Here is a 14,846-nt window from a genome sequence, read left to right on the forward strand (position 1 = left end):
ATGAAGGTGCGGCTCGGGATCAACCCGCTGACCTGGACGAATGACGACATGCCGGAACTCGGCGCGGAGACTCCGCTGGAGACCTGCCTGGCGGAGGCGAAGCTGGCGGGCTTCGCCGGTGTCGAACTCGGCAACAAGTTCCCCCGCATCGCCGCGCAGTTGCGCCCGATTCTGGACCAGCATGGCCTGGCGCTGGTCTCCGGCTGGTACGGCTCGCGCCTGCTGGAGCGCGACGTGGAGGCCGAGATGGCCGAGGCCGAGCCGCACATCGCATTGCTCTCGGCGCTGGGCTGCACCGCGATGGTGCATTGCGAGGTCACCGGCAGCGTGCACGGCGAAAAGCAGACCCCGCTGCACCACCGCCCGGTGCTGACGGCCGCGCAGTGGGATGTGCTGCTGCCGCGCCTGGACGAGATGGCGCGCCGCCTGCGCGACCGTGGCCTCGCCATGGCCTACCACCACCACATGGGCACGGTGATCGAGGCGGAGTCGGAGGTGGACCGGCTGATGGAGGGCACGCGCGACGTCGGCCTGCTGCTCGACACCGGCCACCTGACCTTCGCCGGCGGCGACCCGGTGCGCGCCGCGCAGCGCCATGCGGCGCGGGTGGTGCATGTGCATTGCAAGGACATCCGCGCCACCGTGATGCAGGACGTGCTGCGCAGGAACCTGTCCTTCCTGGACTCCGTGCTGGAAGGCGTCTTCACCGTCCCCGGCGATGGCTGCGTCGACTACCCCGCGGTCCTGCGGCACCTGCCGGACTACGAGGGCTGGCTGGTGGTGGAGGCCGAGCAGGACCCGGCGCGCGCGCATCCGCTGACCTACGCGCGGATGGGCCACGACTACCTGGCGCAATTCACCTGATGCCCGCCCGCATGAAGGACTGCACGAACTGACGCTGAAACAGCAGGAAGCCGAGCAATAGCGGTGCCGAAGTCATCAGCGTCGCCGCGCTGATGATCGCCCAGTCGATGCCCTGGTCCGTCGAGGCGAAGACCGAAAGCCCCACCGTCAGCGGCCGCGTCTCGACGCTGTTGGTGATGACCAGCGGCCAGAGGAAGTTGTTCCAGTGGTAGGACACGCTGGTCAGCCCGTAGGCCAGGTAGGTCGGCTTCGCCAGCGGCACATAGACCCGCAGCAGGATGCCAAGCGTGCCGCAGCCCTCCACCCGCGCGGCTTCCTCCAATTCCTTCGGCACCTGCTTGAAGGTCTGCCGCAGCAGGAAGATGCCGAAGGCGCTGGCCATGTAGGGCAGGCCGATCGCCAGGATGGTGTCCACCAGGCCTAGCGTCCGCATGCTGCGGTAGTTCTCGACCAGCAGGATGTCCGGCATGATCATCAACTGCACCAGCACCAGCGCGAACAGGATGCCGCTGCCGGGAAAGCTGCCGCGCGCGAAGGCGAAGGCGGCCAGCGTGCACAGCACGAACTGCGCCACCAGCACCATCGTCACCAGCGCGAAGGTATTGAGGAAGTAGCGCGCGAAGGGCGCCGCATCCCAGGCGGCCCTGAAGTTCTCCAGCGTCAGCGGCGCGAACAGCTCGAACCGCGTCGAATAGCCGGTGGGGTGGATCGCGGCCCAGATCGCGTAGAGCAGCGGCGCGACCCAGACCAGCGCCAGCAGCCAGGCCGCGGCGGTCTCCAGCAGGCGGGTCGCCTTCATCGGTAGTGCACCCGCTTCTCCGCGAAGATGAACTGCAGCGCCGCCGTCGCCGCCAGGATCACCAGCAGGATGACGGTGAGCGCGGAGGCCGTCGCCGTATCCCAGAAGCGGAAGCCGACCTCGTAGATGTAGGTCAGCAGCAGCGCCGTGGCGTTGTCCGGCCCGCCGCGCGTCATGACGATGATGTGGTCCACCAGCCGGAAGCCGTTGATCACGGCGTTCACCGCGATGAACAGCGTGGTCGGCCCGAGCAGCGGCAGCGTGACGCGGAAGAACACTCGGGCGCGGGAGGCACCCTCGATGGCGGCAGCCTCGTACAAATTGGGCGGAATGGCCTGCAACGCGGCGAGGTAGAAGATCATGAAGAAGCCGGCCTCCTTCCAGACCGCCACCACGATCATCGCGCCCAGCGCCGTCTCCCGCTGCCCGATCCAGTTGGTCGGCCCCCAGCCGAACAGGAAGCGCGTGACCTGGTCGAGCAGCCCATAATCCGGCGTGTAGAAGAACAGCCAGAGGTTCGCCACCGCGATCATCGGCAGCACGGTCGGCGTGAAGAAGGCGATGCGCAGCGCGGTGCGCCCCCGCATCTTGCCGTTCACCCACAGCGCCATCGCCAGCGCGATGCCGATCGACAGCGGAATCGTGGCGCCGGCGTAGATCAAATTGTTCCACAGCGCCTGCCAGAACACCGGGTCATCGGCGAGTGCCGTGTAGTTCTCCACGCCGATGAAGCGCGCGGGCCGGTTGGCCCGCGGCGTGGTGAACAGCGAATGCCAGAAGGTGGCGATCGCCGGGTAGTGCGTGAAGCCGACCAGCAGCACCAGCGCCGGGCTCAGCAGCAGCCAGGCGTGCAGCGTGGTGCGGGACGGCATCCGCCTCAGGCCCGCCGGAACGGTCGCAGCACGCGGGTCGCCTCGGCCTGCGTGTCCGCCATGGCCTGCTGCGCCGTCTTGGAGCCGGCCAGCAATGCCTGGAGGTTGTCGTTCAGCGCCTTGTAGACGCGCTGGTTCTCATAGGTCGAAAGCTCCCCGGTCGCGACCGGGATCTGGTCCTTGGCGACCAGCGCGGCCGGCACCTGCTCGGTATGCTTGCGCAGCGCCTCGGTCGCCCAGGCATCCTCGCGCACCGCCAGGTAGCCGGTGCGGATGCACCAATCCGCCGCCATCTCCGGCGCCGTCACATGGCGGATGAAGCGCAGCGCCGCCGCGCGTTCGGCCGGGCTGGCGTTCTTGAAGATGTAGAGGTTGCCGCCGCCGACCACGGTGCGCGGGCCTTCCTTGCCGGGCAGGCCGGCGACGCCGAAGTTGAAGCGCGCGTTGGTGCGCATGTTGGTCAGGTTGCCGGTGGTCGAATAGATCATCGCCGCCGTCTGGTTCAGGAAGTCCGGCGCCAGCACCGCCCAATCCGTCTGGCCCTGCGGCGTGATGCGGTGCGTGAAGGCCAGGTCGCGCCAGAAATTCGCGGCTTCCACGGCGCGCGGATCCGTGAAGTACACCTCCGTTCCCGCATCGTTCATCAGCTTGTGGCCGACCTGGTTCGCCAGCGCGCCAAAGGTCCACTGCCCGTTGCCGCTGCTGTTGGACAGCTTGACGCCCCAACGCCCGTCCTTCGTCAGCGCGCGGCCGGCCTCGACAAGCTGCGCCCAGGTGCGCGGCGGCGCCTCCGGGTTCAGCCCGGCCGCCTGGAACAGGTCCTTGTTGTAGAAATACACGCTGGTGGAGCGTTGGAACGGCACCGACCAGGTCTTCTGCTCGGCGCGGCTGTTCGCCATGAAGGCGGGGAAGAAGCCGCCGAGCCAGTCCTGCACGCCGGCGCTTGCATCCACCTCCTCGACCGGGGCCAGGATGTCCATGTCCCGCAGGCTGTGCAGTTCGGCGGCCAGCAGGACCGAGAAATGCGGGCCGCTGCCGCCGCGGATGGCGGTGACGGCCTTGGTCAGCGTCTCGCCATAGGACCCGGCATAGACCGGGTTCACCTTGATGCCGCTCTCGCGCTGGAAGCTCTCGCAGTAGCCGTCGATGATGCGCGGGATCGGCCCGCCCACCGCGATCGGGAAGTAGAAGGTCAGCTCGCGCACATTCTGCGCCGCGCCGATGCGCGGCGCCGCGAGCAGGCCGGCGCCGGCGACCAGCGCGGCGCGACGTGTGATGCGTGTCATGGCGATGTCTCCTTCGGGTTCAGCGGTAGCTGCGAAGAATGCGCTCGGCCTCGGCCTGCGCATCGGCCATGGCGGGGCCTGCCTGCTTGCGGCCGGTCAGCGCGGCCTGGAGGTTGTCGTTCAGCGCCTTCGTCACGCGCTGGTTCTCCTGCGTCGAAAGCTCCGCCACCGCGTGCGGCAGCTGGTCGCGCGCCACGGCGGCGGGCGGGAACTCCGCGACATAGGCGCGCATCGCCGGCGTCTCGAAGGCCGCGGGCGTCACGGCGACATAGCCGGTGTCGATGCCCCATTGCGCGGCGCGTTCCGGCGTCGTCAGGAAGCGCGCGAACTTCACCGCGCCTTCGCGCTGCGCCGCATTGGCCGATTTGAACAGGTACAAATTGCCGCCGCCGGTCGGGCTGCCGCGGCGCTTGCCGGCGGGCAGCATGCCGACGCCGAAGGGGAAGGGGGCGTTGCGGCGGACATTGGTCAGGTTGCCGGTGGTGGTCCACATCATCGCCACCTTGCGCTCGAAGAAGTCGCGCGGCGTGGTGCCCCACTCGACGATGCCGGGCGGATGCACGCGGTGCTTCATCGCCAGGTCCATCCAGTATTGCAGCGCCTCCGCCACCTTCGGGTCGGCGAAGTTGGTGCGCGTGCCCTCGGCGTTCATCAGCCGCACGTCGTTCTGCGTCGTCAGCCCCTGGAACAGCCAGTAGGGGAAGCCGGAGGACGGGATCTGCATGCCCCACTGGCTGGCGGCGTCACCCTGGCGCTTGGTCAGCTTCTGCGCGAAGTCCACCTGCTGCGCCCAGTCGGCCGGCGGCGTCTCCGGGTCGAGCCCGGCCTCCCGGAACGCCTCCTTGTTCCAGTACATCACCACGGTCGAGCGCTGGAACGGGACGCCCCAGGTCTTGCCCGCGGTGCGGCTGTTCTCCAGGAAGCTCGGATAGAAGCCGTCGAGCCAGGCGCGATCGACACCCGGCAGGTCGTCCCAGGCCAGCACCGCATCCTCGCCGATCAGCGTGAAGATATCGACGGCCAGCAGGCACGCCATCTGCGGCGCATCGCCACCACGCATCGCCGTCAGCGTCTTCGTCAGCGTGTCCTGGTAGGACCCCGCATAGATCGGCTTCACCCGGAAGCCCGGGTTCTCGCGGGCGAAATCCTCGCAATAGCCGTCGATGATGCGGGTGATCGGGCCACCGACCGCGATCGGGTAGTTGAACACGATCTCCACCGGCGCCTGCGCCCGCAATGCGGGTGCGGAGAGCAGCGGGGCGGCGGCAAGGCCGCCAAGGGCGAGGCGTCGCGTGATGGTCATGGCAAGATGTCTCCCAGGATCAGGCGAGGGCGGATTGGCGCACCGGTTCCGGCATCCGCCGTCCGGTCGCCGTGTCGAACAGGTGCAGCGCCGGCGGCAGGCGCAGCCGCAGCGTGGTGTTGGCGGGCATGGCGTGGTGGCCGGGGATGCGCGCCTGCATCACCTCCGCGCCGTCCCCCACGGCGCAGGCCAGCACCGTCTCCGCGCCGAGGAACTCGGCCGCCAGCACGCGCACCGGCAGGCCGGCGCCCTCGGTCGGCACCACTTCCTCCGGCCGGATGCCGAGCGTGGCCCCGGCCGCGTCCCGCGATGCCACCGCCACGCCCGGCGCGCCCGCCACCTCCGCGCCCTGCGCGCCGGGCACCAGCCGCAGCAGGGACATCGGCGGGGTGCCGATGAAGCTTGCGGCGAAGGTGGTGGCGGGGCGGGCGTAGAGTTCGGCCGGCGTCGCATCCTGCTCGACATGGCCGTCGCGCATCAGCACCACCTGGTCGGCCATGCTCATCGCCTCGGCCTGGTCGTGGGTGACGTAGACCATCGTGATGCCGAGGCGCTGTTGCAGCGCGCGGATCTCGCGCCGCATCTCGGCACGCAGCTTGGCGTCGAGGTTCGACAGCGGTTCGTCCATCAGGCAGATCGGCGCCTGCGCCACCACGGCGCGGGCCAGCGCCACGCGCTGCTGCTGGCCGCCGGAAAGCTGGCTCGGCCGGCGGTCGAGCAGCGACGCCAGCCCCATCATCTCGGCAGTCCGCTTCAAACGGGCCTGGCGTTCGGCGCTCGGGACGCTGCGCGCGCGCAGGCCGAAGACGATGTTCTCCGCCACCGACAGGTGCGGGAACAGCGCGTAGGACTGGAACACCATGGCGATGCCGCGCGCGGCCGGCGGCAGGGCGGAGGCCTCGCGGCCATTGATGAAAAGCTGCCCCGCCGTCGGCGCCTCCAGCCCCGCCACCACCCGCAGCAGGGTGGACTTGCCGCAGCCGGACGGCCCCAGCAGCACCACGAAAGTCCCGGGCCGGGCCGCCAGCGTCACCTGCTGCAAAGCCTGGGTCGCGCCGAAGGACTTGGCGATGCCCTGGAGGCGAATCTCGCCAGGCGAGGCGGGTGTATCTGGCATGCCGGGCGTTTAGCCTCTTGTCGTGACAGTGCGATGACAGTCCGAGGTTAGGCCGATGACAGCGCCGGAGGCGAGGGGGTTTCCATTGGCATCGCCGCGACTTCATCCAACAGCCAGTCCCAGAAGGCGTCGCCGCGGTCCCGGGCCGCACCGGGCGGCAGCAGCAACCAGTAGTGGTCGCCGGTCGCCGCCAGCACCGGCGACAGCCGCCTGAGGCGCCGCCGCCGCACATCCTCCTCGACGAAGCCCGGCGGGCTGATGACGGCGCCGAGACCCTCCAGCGCCGCCTGGATCGCCAGCGAGCTGCTCTCGAACAGCAGCGGCGGTGCGGCCGGGATGGGCAAGCCGGCGGCGGCGAACCAGCAGGCCCAGTCGCGCGGCCGCACCCGGCTGCCGAGCAGCGTCAACTGCCCGAGGCCCAGCCGCGCCGCGCCGGGGGCCGCATAGGGCGCGACATCGACTTGTTGCAGCCGCACCGCCCCGCGCGCCGGCGGCGCCCCGGCCGGGCCGCTGCGGATCGCCGCATCCAGCCCCTCCCGCGCGAAATCCACCACGGGCGTGGTGGAGGTGACCACCTCGACCTCGACCCCCGGATGCCGCGTCCGGAAGCGCGGCAGGCGCGGGATCAGCCAGCGCATTGCCCAGGTGGTGTAGGCCCGCACCCGCAGCGGCGGCGCGGCGGCGCCCTGCAGGGCCAGGGTCGCGGCGGCGATGGCGCCGAAGGCTTGTTGCAGCGCCGCGGCATAGCGCAGGCCGTCATCGGTCAGCCGCAGCGCATTGGCGCCGCGATGCACCAGCGTCACGCCGAGCGCCGCCTCCAATTCCCGGATCCGCCGGCTGACCGCGGGCTGGGTCAGGTTCAGCCGCGCGCCGGCCGCGGTCAGGCTGCCGGTCTCCGCCACCAGGGCGAAGGTACGCAGCGCGATCAGCGGCGGCAGGGCGTCCGGCATGGGGCGAGCATAAGCCACACTTGGGGTAGGGCAAGCATCCCGGGCTGGCCTTCGCCGTGGCGACGGGCGAAACACCACCCTGCGCGGACCCGCCTGAAGGCCCGCCACCAAACGGAGGAAATTCGCATGATGAACCGGCGCACAGCCCTGCTGGCCCTGGCCGCTCCCGCCCTCATCCCCCGCACCGCCGGCGCACAAAGCTTCCCGACGCGCCCGGTGCGCATGGTCATTCCCTTCACCGCCGGCGGCAGCAACGACGTGGTCGGGCGCATGCTCGGCGACGCCATGGCGCAGCGGCTCGGCCAGCCCGTGGTGGTGGAGAATCGCGGCGGCGCCGGCGGCGTTCTCGGCAATGACATGGTCGCCAAGGCCGAGCCGGATGGCCACACCATGCTGCTGGCCGGGTCCGGCAGCTTCGTCATCTCATCGCTCGTGCAGACGCGGCTGCCCTACGACCCCGTCAAGGATTTCGCCGCCATCTGCTGGCTCGGCGCCTCGCCCAATGTCATCACCGTGCATCCGAGCGTGCAGGCGACGAACCTTCGCGAACTCCAGGCCCTCGGCAAGGCGCGGCGGGAGCCGCTGCGCTTCGGCACGCCGGGCGTCGGCACCAATGGCCATGCGCTGGGCGCGATGATCGGCGTGGTGCTGGGCATCGAGATGGAGCCGATCCACTATCGCGGCACCGCCCCGGCCTTGAACGACCTGATCGCCGGGCGGCTGGACCTGCTGACCAATGCCTCCGCCCCGCTGCAGCCGCATATCGAGGCGGAGAAGATCCGCGCCATCGCCATCGCCGGCCAGTCGCGCAGCGTCGCCCTGCCGAACCTGTCCACCAGCGTGGAACAGGGCTTTCCCGAGCTGGACAGCTCCACCTGGTACGGCCTGCTGGCCCCCGCCGGCACCCCTGCGGACCGCATCGCGGTGCTGCACGCCGCCGCCGTCGCCGCGATGAACCAGGAGGATGTGAAGCGCCGCCTGATCGCCTCCGGCGTCGACGAGATCGCGCCGAGCCCGGAGCCGGCGCATTTCACCCGCCTGCTGGCCTCCGACCGCGAGCGTTGGGCCCGGGTGGTCGAGCGCGCCAACCTGCGCGTGCAGTAAAGGACCGCCCCCATGTCCGACGCCATCCTGCTGACCGTTCAATCCGGCATCGCCACGCTCACCCTGAACCGGCCGGAGGTGCGCAACGCCATCGACGACGCCATGCGCGGCGAGATGATCGAGGCGCTGGAGGCGGTGGCGGCGGATGCGGCCATCAAGGCGCTGGTGGTCACCGGCGCCGGGTCCGCCTTCTGCGCCGGCGGCGATGTCCGCGGCATGCAGGGCCGGCTCGCCGCGCCGCCGGAGGATGTGGCGATCAATGGCTGGCGGCGGCAGTCCCGCACGCACCGCGCCGTGACGCTGCTGCACCACATGCCGAAGCCGGTGATCGCCGCGGTCAACGGCGCTGCCGCCGGCCTCGGTGCCGATGTCGCGCTGGCCTGCGATTTCATCCTGTGTGGCGAGCGCGCCCAATTCACCATGAGCTTCCTGGCTCGCGGCCTGATCCCGGATGGCGGCGGCATGTACTTCCTGCCGCGCCGTGTCGGCCTGGCGCGCGCGAAGGAACTGGTCTTCAGCGCGCGTCGCGTCGGCGCGGCGGAGGCGCTGTCGATTGGCCTCGCCGACCGCGTGGTGCCGGACGCCGAACTGGCGGCCGCCGCGCAGGACTGGGCGGCGCAGATGGGCACGCATTCCGCCGCCGCCCTGTCGCTCGCCAAGGCGACGCTGGATCGCAGCCTGGAGAGCAGCTTCGAGCAAGTGCTCGCCATCGGCAGCCAGTCGCAGGCCATCTGCTACACCACCGCCGAACACCGTGCCTCCGTCGCCGCCTTCCTCGGGAAGTCGAAATCATGAGCGCCCTCGGCACGCTGCTGCGGCCGCGCAGCGTCGCGGTGGTCGGCGCTTCCGCCGATGCCACCAAGACCGGCGGCCGCCCGGTCGGCTACCTGCTGAAGCACGGCTTCGCCGGCGACGTCTGGCCGGTGAACCCGCGCGTGGCCGAGATCGCCGGCCTGCGCTGCTACCCCGATGTCGCCAGCCTGCCCCGCGCGCCGGATGTCGGCATCGTGCTGGTCGGGCCGGAACGCGCGGAGGCCGCGGTGCGCGACCTGGCCGCGCGCGGCTGCCAGGCCGCGATCGTCCTTGCCGGCGGCTATGGCGAGACCGGCGAGGCCGGCGCCGCAAGGCAATCCGCCCTGAAGCGCGCCGCCGGTGCCATGCGCCTGCTCGGCCCGAACACCATCGGCGTGGTCAACCTGACCGACCACATCGTGCTTAGCGCCTCCGGTGCGCTGGAAGTCGCAAATCTTCCGCCGGGAGGGCTTTCCGTCGTCTCGCAATCCGGCGGCATCCTGGGCGCGCTGCTGTCGCGCGGCGCGGCGGCCGGCATCGGCTTCGCCAAGCTGGTCGCCACCGGCAACGAGGGCGATATCGAGGTCGCCGAGATGCTCGACGCGCTGGTGGACGACCCCGCCACCACCGCCATCGCCCTGTACCTGGAGGGCCTGCGCAACCCGGAGGCGTTCCGCCGCGCCGCCCGCCGCGCCGCTGCCGCCGGCAAGCCCGTGGTCGCCTTCAAGGTCGGGCGGTCGGAGGCCGGGGCGCTCGCCGCCATCTCCCACACCGGCGCCATGGCCGGCGCGGACCGGATGTACGACGCCTTCTTCCAGAGCCTCGGCGTGCTCCGCGCCGAGCGGTTTTTCGATCTGCTGGAAGTCCCCTCCGCGCTGTCCCAGGGCCGCCGCGCCGCCGGCTTCCGCGTTGCGGTGCTGACCTCGACCGGTGGCGCGGGTGCGTTGGTGGCGGATGCGGTCGGTCTCGCCGGCGGCACCCTGCCGCCGCCCGATGCCGAGGCCACCGCGCGGATTGCGGCGCTGATCGGGGAGGCCGGCATCGGCAACCCGGTGGACGTGACGCTGGCCGGGCTGCGCCCGGACCTGTTCCGGGGCGCCATCGGCGCGCTGCTGGACAGCCCGGGCTATGACAGCCTGGTGGTCGTGGTCGGCAGTTCCGCCCTGGCGCAACCGGACCTCGTCGCCGATTCGATCCTGGAGGCACGCGGAACCTCGGCCAAGCCGGTCATCGCCTATGTCAGCCCGCACGCGCCGCACATCGCCGCCGGGTTGAACGCGCGCGGCGTGCCCGCCAGCACGACGCCGGAGGGAATCGCCGCCATCCTCGCCGCGCTGGCTCGCCCGTCCCCCGCGCCCGCCAAGGAAAGTCGGGCCGCTGCGCTGCCGGAGCTTCCCACGGGCCGGCTGAACGAGTCCGAAAGCAAGGCGCTGTTCGCCCATTTCGGCATTCCCGCCACCCGCGAGGCCACCGCCCGCACCCCCGCCGAGGCTGAGGCCGCCGCCGCCGGGCTTGGTGCCAGGCTGGTTGTGAAGCTGCTGGCGCGCGACCTGGCCCATAAATCCGACATCGGCGGCGTGGTGCTCAACGTGGCGCCCGACCAGGTCGCCGAGGTCGGCGCCCGGCTGCTGGCGAAGCTGCCGGAGGCGGAGGGCCTGCTGGTGCAGGAACAGGTCTCCGGCGGCATCGAGATGATCCTCGGCCTCGTCCGCGACCCGCATCTCGGGAGTGCGGTCTTGCTCGGCGCCGGTGGCACCGCGGCCGAGATCTTCGGCGACACCGTGCTGCGCATGCTGCCGCTGACCGGGCGGGACGCGCTGGACATGGTCGCAGGCCTGAAGGTCTCCCGCATCCTGGCCGGCTACCGCGGCGCGCCCGCCGCCGATGTGCCGGCCCTGGTCGCCGCCATCCTCGCCTTCTCCAGCATGGGGGAGGCGTTCGGCGAGCGACTGCTGGAAGCCGAGATCAACCCGCTTTTCGTGCTTCCGGCGGGGCAGGGGGTGCGGGCGGCGGATGGGCTGGCGGTGCTGGGGTAGGCCGGCGCCGCATCTGCTAGAAGAGCGGGATGGCCTCCCGCCCGATTCGCATCCTCGGCCTTGACCCCGGCCTCCAGCACACCGGCTGGGGGCTGGTGGAACATGACGGCTACCGCCTGCGCTTCTGCGCGGAGGGCGTGGTCTCCACCCATGCCGGCGACGACCTGCATCACCGCCTGCTGGTGCTCCACCAGGGGCTGGCGCGGATCATCGCGGAACAATCCCCGGACGAGGCCGCGGTGGAGCACACCTATGTCGCCCGCAACCCCGAATCCGCGCTGAAGCTCGGCCAGGCGCGCGGCGTGGTGCTGCTGGCGCCGGCCCTCGCCGGGTTGGTGGTGCGCGAATACGGCGCCATGGAGGTGAAGCGCGCCGTGGTCGGCAACGGCCACGCCGCCAAGGAACAGGTGCAGGCCATGGTCCGCCACCTGCTGCCCGGCGTCACCTTCAAGCGCGCCGATGCGGCCGATGCGCTCGCCATCGCGATCTGCCACGCCCACCACCGCAGCACCCGCAACGCCTTCTCCGCGGCGGTGGCGAGGGCGGCAGTATGAGCGGGCGGACCGTTCTCCCTCTCCCCCTTGGGGGAGAGAGTCGGGGTGAGGGGGTGCGGGTTGAATCGGCATTCCCATGCCCCCCTCACCCAACCCTCTCCCCCCTCGGGGGGGAGAGGGCTTTCGGCCCGCTTCCATGATCGGTTCCTTGCGCGGCCTGGTCGAATCGGTCGAGGAAGGCGCCTGCGTCCTCGAGGTGAACGGCGTCGGCTACCTGGTGCACTGCTCCCGCAAGACGCTGGACCGGCTGACGGCGCGGGAGGGTGTGCAGAAGCTGCTGGTGGAAACCCGCGTCAGCCAGGACGCCATCACCCTGTTCGGCTTCTTCGACGCCGCCGAGCGTGACGCCTTCCTCGCCCTGATCGAGGTGAAGACGGTCGGCCCGCAGAAGGCCCTGCTGGTGCTGTCCGGTCTCGCCCCCGGCGAACTCGCCCGCGCGATCGCGGCGAAGGAGAGGAAGCGGCTGGCCGATGTGAAGGGCCTCGGCGCCGCCACCGCCACCCGCATCGTCGATGAGCCGGCGATGCAGAAATGGGCGGTCGGCCGCGCCATGCCGGATGCCGATGGCGTCGGCGCCGCCGGGCCCGGCCTGGCGCTGGAGCCCGCCGGCCCACAGGCGGATGCCATCTCCGCCCTGGTCAACCTCGGCTGGAAGCGGCCGGAGGCGGCGGCGGCCGTCGCCCGCGGCGCCCGCCGCCTGGGTGACGACGCCACGCTGACCGCGTTGATCACCGAGGCGCTGAAGGATATGGCTCCCCGATGAGCGCGCCTGGGAGCGACGACCGCCTCACCGCCGGCCGCCGGCAGGAGGAGGACACGGCGGAGGGCAGCCTGCGCCCCCAGAACCTGTCCGAGTTCATCGGCCAGCGGCCGCTGCGCGAGAACCTCCAGGTCTTCATCGGCGCCGCCCGGCAGCGGGCGGAGGCGATGGACCATGTCCTGCTGTTCGGCCCGCCCGGCCTCGGCAAGACCACGCTGGCGCAGATCGTCTCCCGCGAGCTCGGCGTCGGTTTCCGCGCCACCTCCGGGCCGATCCTGCAACGGGCCGGGGACCTCGCCGCGATCCTGACCAACCTGCAACCGCGCGACGTGCTGTTCGTGGACGAGATCCACCGCCTGCAACCGGCGATCGAGGAGACCCTCTACCCCGCGATGGAGGATTTCTGCCTCGACCTCATCATCGGGGAGGGGCCGGCGGCGCGCACGGTGCGGATCGACCTGCCGCCCTTCACCCTGGTCGGCGCCACCACCCGCGCCGGGCTGCTGACCCAGCCGCTGCGCGACCGCTTCGGCATCCCGCTGCGGCTGCAATTCTACGAGGTGGACGAGTTGCTGCTGATCGTCCGCCGCGGCGCCGAGAAGCTCGGCTTTTCGCTGACCGAGGATGGCGCGCTGGAGATCGCGAAGCGCTCCCGCGGCACCCCCCGCGTCGCCGGCCGCCTGTTGCGCCGGATCCGGGACTTCGCGCTGGTCTCCGGCCGGGCCGCGGATCGCCCGATGGTGGACAACGCCCTGCTGCGGCTGGAGGTCGATGCGCTCGGCCTCGACGCCCAGGACCGCCGCTACCTCCGCCGCATCGCGGAGCATCACAATGGCGGCCCGGTGGGGGTCGAGACGCTGGCCGCCGCGCTGGCCGAAAGCCGCGACACGCTGGAGGAGGTGGTGGAGCCCTTCCTGATCCAGGAAGGCCTCGTGCTGCGCACCCCGCGCGGCCGGATGCTGGGCGAGCCGGGCTGGCGCCACCTCGGCCTGATGCCGCCCGCCACGCTTTCGGCCCAGCTCGACCTTCTGGCCGCCCTGCCGCCGGCGCCGGAAGTATCAGAGTGAACCATCTAGATGATGTGAACGACCTGCGGCCGCCTGAGGCGGCCGAGGCGCCAGCGGCGCCCGCCGCTTATGCGGCGAGCCAAGGGCGCGAAGCGCCCGCCCGGCGATTGAGGGTCTGATGACGCAAGATGGCTTCCCCATCCGGGTGTACTTCGACGACACCGATGCGGGCGGCGTGGCCTACCATGCCAACTACCTGAAATGGGCGGAACGGGCGCGCACCGAATCCTTGCGGGCCATGGGCTTGCCGCATTCGCTTATGATGGAAAGTTACAACGCGATGCTCGTGGTGCGGCGCATCGAAGTGGAGTATGTGGCGCCCGCGCGACTCGATGAGGCGCTGCTGGTCACGACTCGCCTGCGCGACCTTCGCGCCGCTTCCCTGGACCTGGCGCAGACGGTTCTGCGGGGGGAGGCGGTGCTGGCGCGGATGCGGGTCGGGCTGGTCTGCGTCGCCGCCGACAGCCTGCGCCCCACCCGCCTGCCGCAGCCGTGGCGGGCGGCGCTGGGGGATCTGGCCACCTGATGCGACGCCACCGGGCCGCTGCCCGGCGGCGGGGATGATGAGGAGTTACGCCCTTGGGCAATGTCACCACGCAGGCCCTGGCCCCCATGGCGCACGACCTTTCGCTGTGGGCGCTGTTCCTGCAGGCCGACTGGGTGGTGAAGGCCGTGATGGTCTCGCTGCTGCTCGCCTCCGTCTGGGTCTGGGCCGTGGTGTTCGAGAAGCTGACGCAGCTGCGCAAGGTCAACCGCGCCGCCGATGGCTTCGAGGACCGCTTCTGGTCCGGCGGCAGCCTGGAAGACCTGTTCACCGCCGAGGGCGAGGCGCCGACCCACCCCATCGCCGCCGTCTTCGGCGCCGCGATGCGCGAATGGCGCCGCTCCTCCGGCCGCGCCATGACCAGCGACCTGGCGGTGACCGGCCTCAAGGAACGTGTCGAGCGCGCCATGATGGTGTCGATCCAGCGGGAGATGGACCGGCTGGAGCGCTGGATGGTGTTCCTGGCCACCGTCGGCTCGGCGGCGCCCTTCATCGGCCTGTTCGGCACCGTCTGGGGCATCATGAACAGTTTTTCCGCGATTGCCGGCATGCAGAGCACGAACCTTGCCGTGGTGGCACCCGGCATCGCGGAGGCGCTGTTCGCCACCGCCATCGGCCTGATCGCGGCCATCCCCGCCACCATCGCCTACAACAAGTTGGCGACGGATCTCGCCCGCTTCGCCGGCCGGCTGGATGCGTTCTCGGCCGAATTCGGCGCCATCCTGTCGCGCCAGTCCGAGACCGCCGCGGCCGGCCCGGCGCGCGCGACGCCGGCGCGCCAGCCGGTGGAGGGCTGAG

General features: G+C 71.2%; 15 protein-coding genes. 9 read left to right on the forward strand and 6 right to left on the reverse strand.

Translation table 11 applies throughout. The features are described 5' to 3' along the window. Entirely contained in the window at nt 1–864 is an 864-nt protein-coding gene (gene iolE, locus ACFHPP_RS02015) for a myo-inosose-2 dehydratase (protein WP_437161689.1), read from the forward strand. Here iolE and ACFHPP_RS02020 read toward each other — a convergent pair. The 6 genes from ACFHPP_RS02020 to ACFHPP_RS02045 are packed head-to-tail and all read right to left on the reverse strand — an operon-like array spanning nt 857 to nt 7,191. Continuing rightward, nucleotides 857–1,663 carry a carbohydrate ABC transporter permease gene (locus ACFHPP_RS02020; protein ID WP_437161586.1) on the reverse strand — a complete coding sequence of 269 codons (807 nt, stop codon included), beginning with the start codon at nt 1,661–1,663 and terminating at the stop codon, nt 857–859. The two genes, iolE and ACFHPP_RS02020, sit on opposite strands and share 8 nt — an antisense overlap. Continuing rightward, entirely contained in the window at nt 1,660–2,535 is an 876-nt protein-coding gene (locus tag ACFHPP_RS02025) for a carbohydrate ABC transporter permease (RefSeq protein ID WP_437161587.1), read from the reverse strand. The genes ACFHPP_RS02020 and ACFHPP_RS02025 overlap by 4 nt, the downstream gene beginning before the upstream one ends. 5 nt (nt 2,536–2,540) lie before the next feature. Beyond that, entirely contained in the window at nt 2,541–3,821 is a 1,281-nt protein-coding gene (locus tag ACFHPP_RS02030; protein ID WP_437161588.1) for an ABC transporter substrate-binding protein, read from the reverse strand. Nucleotides 3,822–3,840: 19 nt separating this feature from the next. Beyond that, nucleotides 3,841–5,124, reverse strand: coding sequence for an ABC transporter substrate-binding protein (locus ACFHPP_RS02035; RefSeq protein WP_437161589.1), 1,284 nt, complete (start codon nt 5,122–5,124; stop codon nt 3,841–3,843). Nucleotides 5,125–5,143: 19 nt separating this feature from the next. Beyond that, nucleotides 5,144–6,241 (reverse strand): ABC transporter ATP-binding protein, encoded by a 1,098-nt coding sequence (locus tag ACFHPP_RS02040; RefSeq protein ID WP_437161590.1) that lies wholly within the window; start codon nt 6,239–6,241, stop codon nt 5,144–5,146. Nucleotides 6,242–6,288: 47 nt separating this feature from the next. Next, nucleotides 6,289–7,191 carry a LysR family transcriptional regulator gene (locus tag ACFHPP_RS02045; protein ID WP_437161591.1) on the reverse strand — a complete coding sequence of 301 codons (903 nt, stop codon included), beginning with the start codon at nt 7,189–7,191 and terminating at the stop codon, nt 6,289–6,291. A 126-nt stretch (nt 7,192–7,317) separates the two neighbouring features. Here ACFHPP_RS02045 and ACFHPP_RS02050 point away from each other — a divergent pair, with 126 nt between their 5' ends. From ACFHPP_RS02050 to tolQ, 8 genes are all read left to right on the forward strand, one after another. After that, a complete protein-coding gene (locus ACFHPP_RS02050; protein WP_437161592.1) occupies nt 7,318–8,295 on the forward strand; it encodes a Bug family tripartite tricarboxylate transporter substrate binding protein in 978 nt (325 codons plus the stop codon). A 12-nt stretch (nt 8,296–8,307) separates the two neighbouring features. Further along, on the forward strand, nt 8,308–9,090 hold the full coding sequence (locus ACFHPP_RS02055; RefSeq protein ID WP_437161593.1) for an enoyl-CoA hydratase/isomerase family protein: 783 nt from the start codon (nt 8,308–8,310) through the stop codon (nt 9,088–9,090). Further along, nucleotides 9,087–11,123 carry an acetate--CoA ligase family protein gene (locus tag ACFHPP_RS02060; protein ID WP_437161594.1) on the forward strand — a complete coding sequence of 679 codons (2,037 nt, stop codon included), beginning with the start codon at nt 9,087–9,089 and terminating at the stop codon, nt 11,121–11,123. The genes ACFHPP_RS02055 and ACFHPP_RS02060 overlap by 4 nt, the downstream gene beginning before the upstream one ends. Before the next feature lie 29 nt (nt 11,124–11,152). Then, complete coding sequence (ruvC, locus tag ACFHPP_RS02065; protein ID WP_437161595.1) at nt 11,153–11,677, forward strand: crossover junction endodeoxyribonuclease RuvC; 525 nt, start codon at nt 11,153–11,155, stop codon at nt 11,675–11,677. A 136-nt stretch (nt 11,678–11,813) separates the two neighbouring features. Next, nucleotides 11,814–12,440 (forward strand): Holliday junction branch migration protein RuvA, encoded by a 627-nt coding sequence (gene ruvA, locus ACFHPP_RS02070; protein WP_437161596.1) that lies wholly within the window; start codon nt 11,814–11,816, stop codon nt 12,438–12,440. Continuing rightward, complete coding sequence (ruvB, locus tag ACFHPP_RS02075; RefSeq protein ID WP_437161597.1) at nt 12,437–13,504, forward strand: Holliday junction branch migration DNA helicase RuvB; 1,068 nt, start codon at nt 12,437–12,439, stop codon at nt 13,502–13,504. Before ruvA ends, ruvB begins: the two co-directional genes overlap by 4 nt. A gap of 118 nt (nt 13,505–13,622) precedes the next feature. Next, nucleotides 13,623–14,030, forward strand: a complete 408-nt coding sequence (ybgC, locus tag ACFHPP_RS02080; protein WP_437161598.1) for a tol-pal system-associated acyl-CoA thioesterase — start codon at nt 13,623–13,625, stop codon at nt 14,028–14,030. A gap of 86 nt (nt 14,031–14,116) precedes the next feature. Next, the gene (gene tolQ / locus ACFHPP_RS02085; protein ID WP_430671097.1) at nt 14,117–14,845 is read left to right on the forward strand and encodes a protein TolQ; all 729 of its coding nucleotides are present in this window, start codon (nt 14,117–14,119) and stop codon (nt 14,843–14,845) included. The last annotated feature ends 1 nt before the right edge of the window (nt 14,846 follow it).

The sequence above is a fragment of the Falsiroseomonas sp. E2-1-a20 genome, from assembly GCF_051433195.1.
GTDB lineage: Bacteria > Pseudomonadota > Alphaproteobacteria > Acetobacterales > Acetobacteraceae > Falsiroseomonas.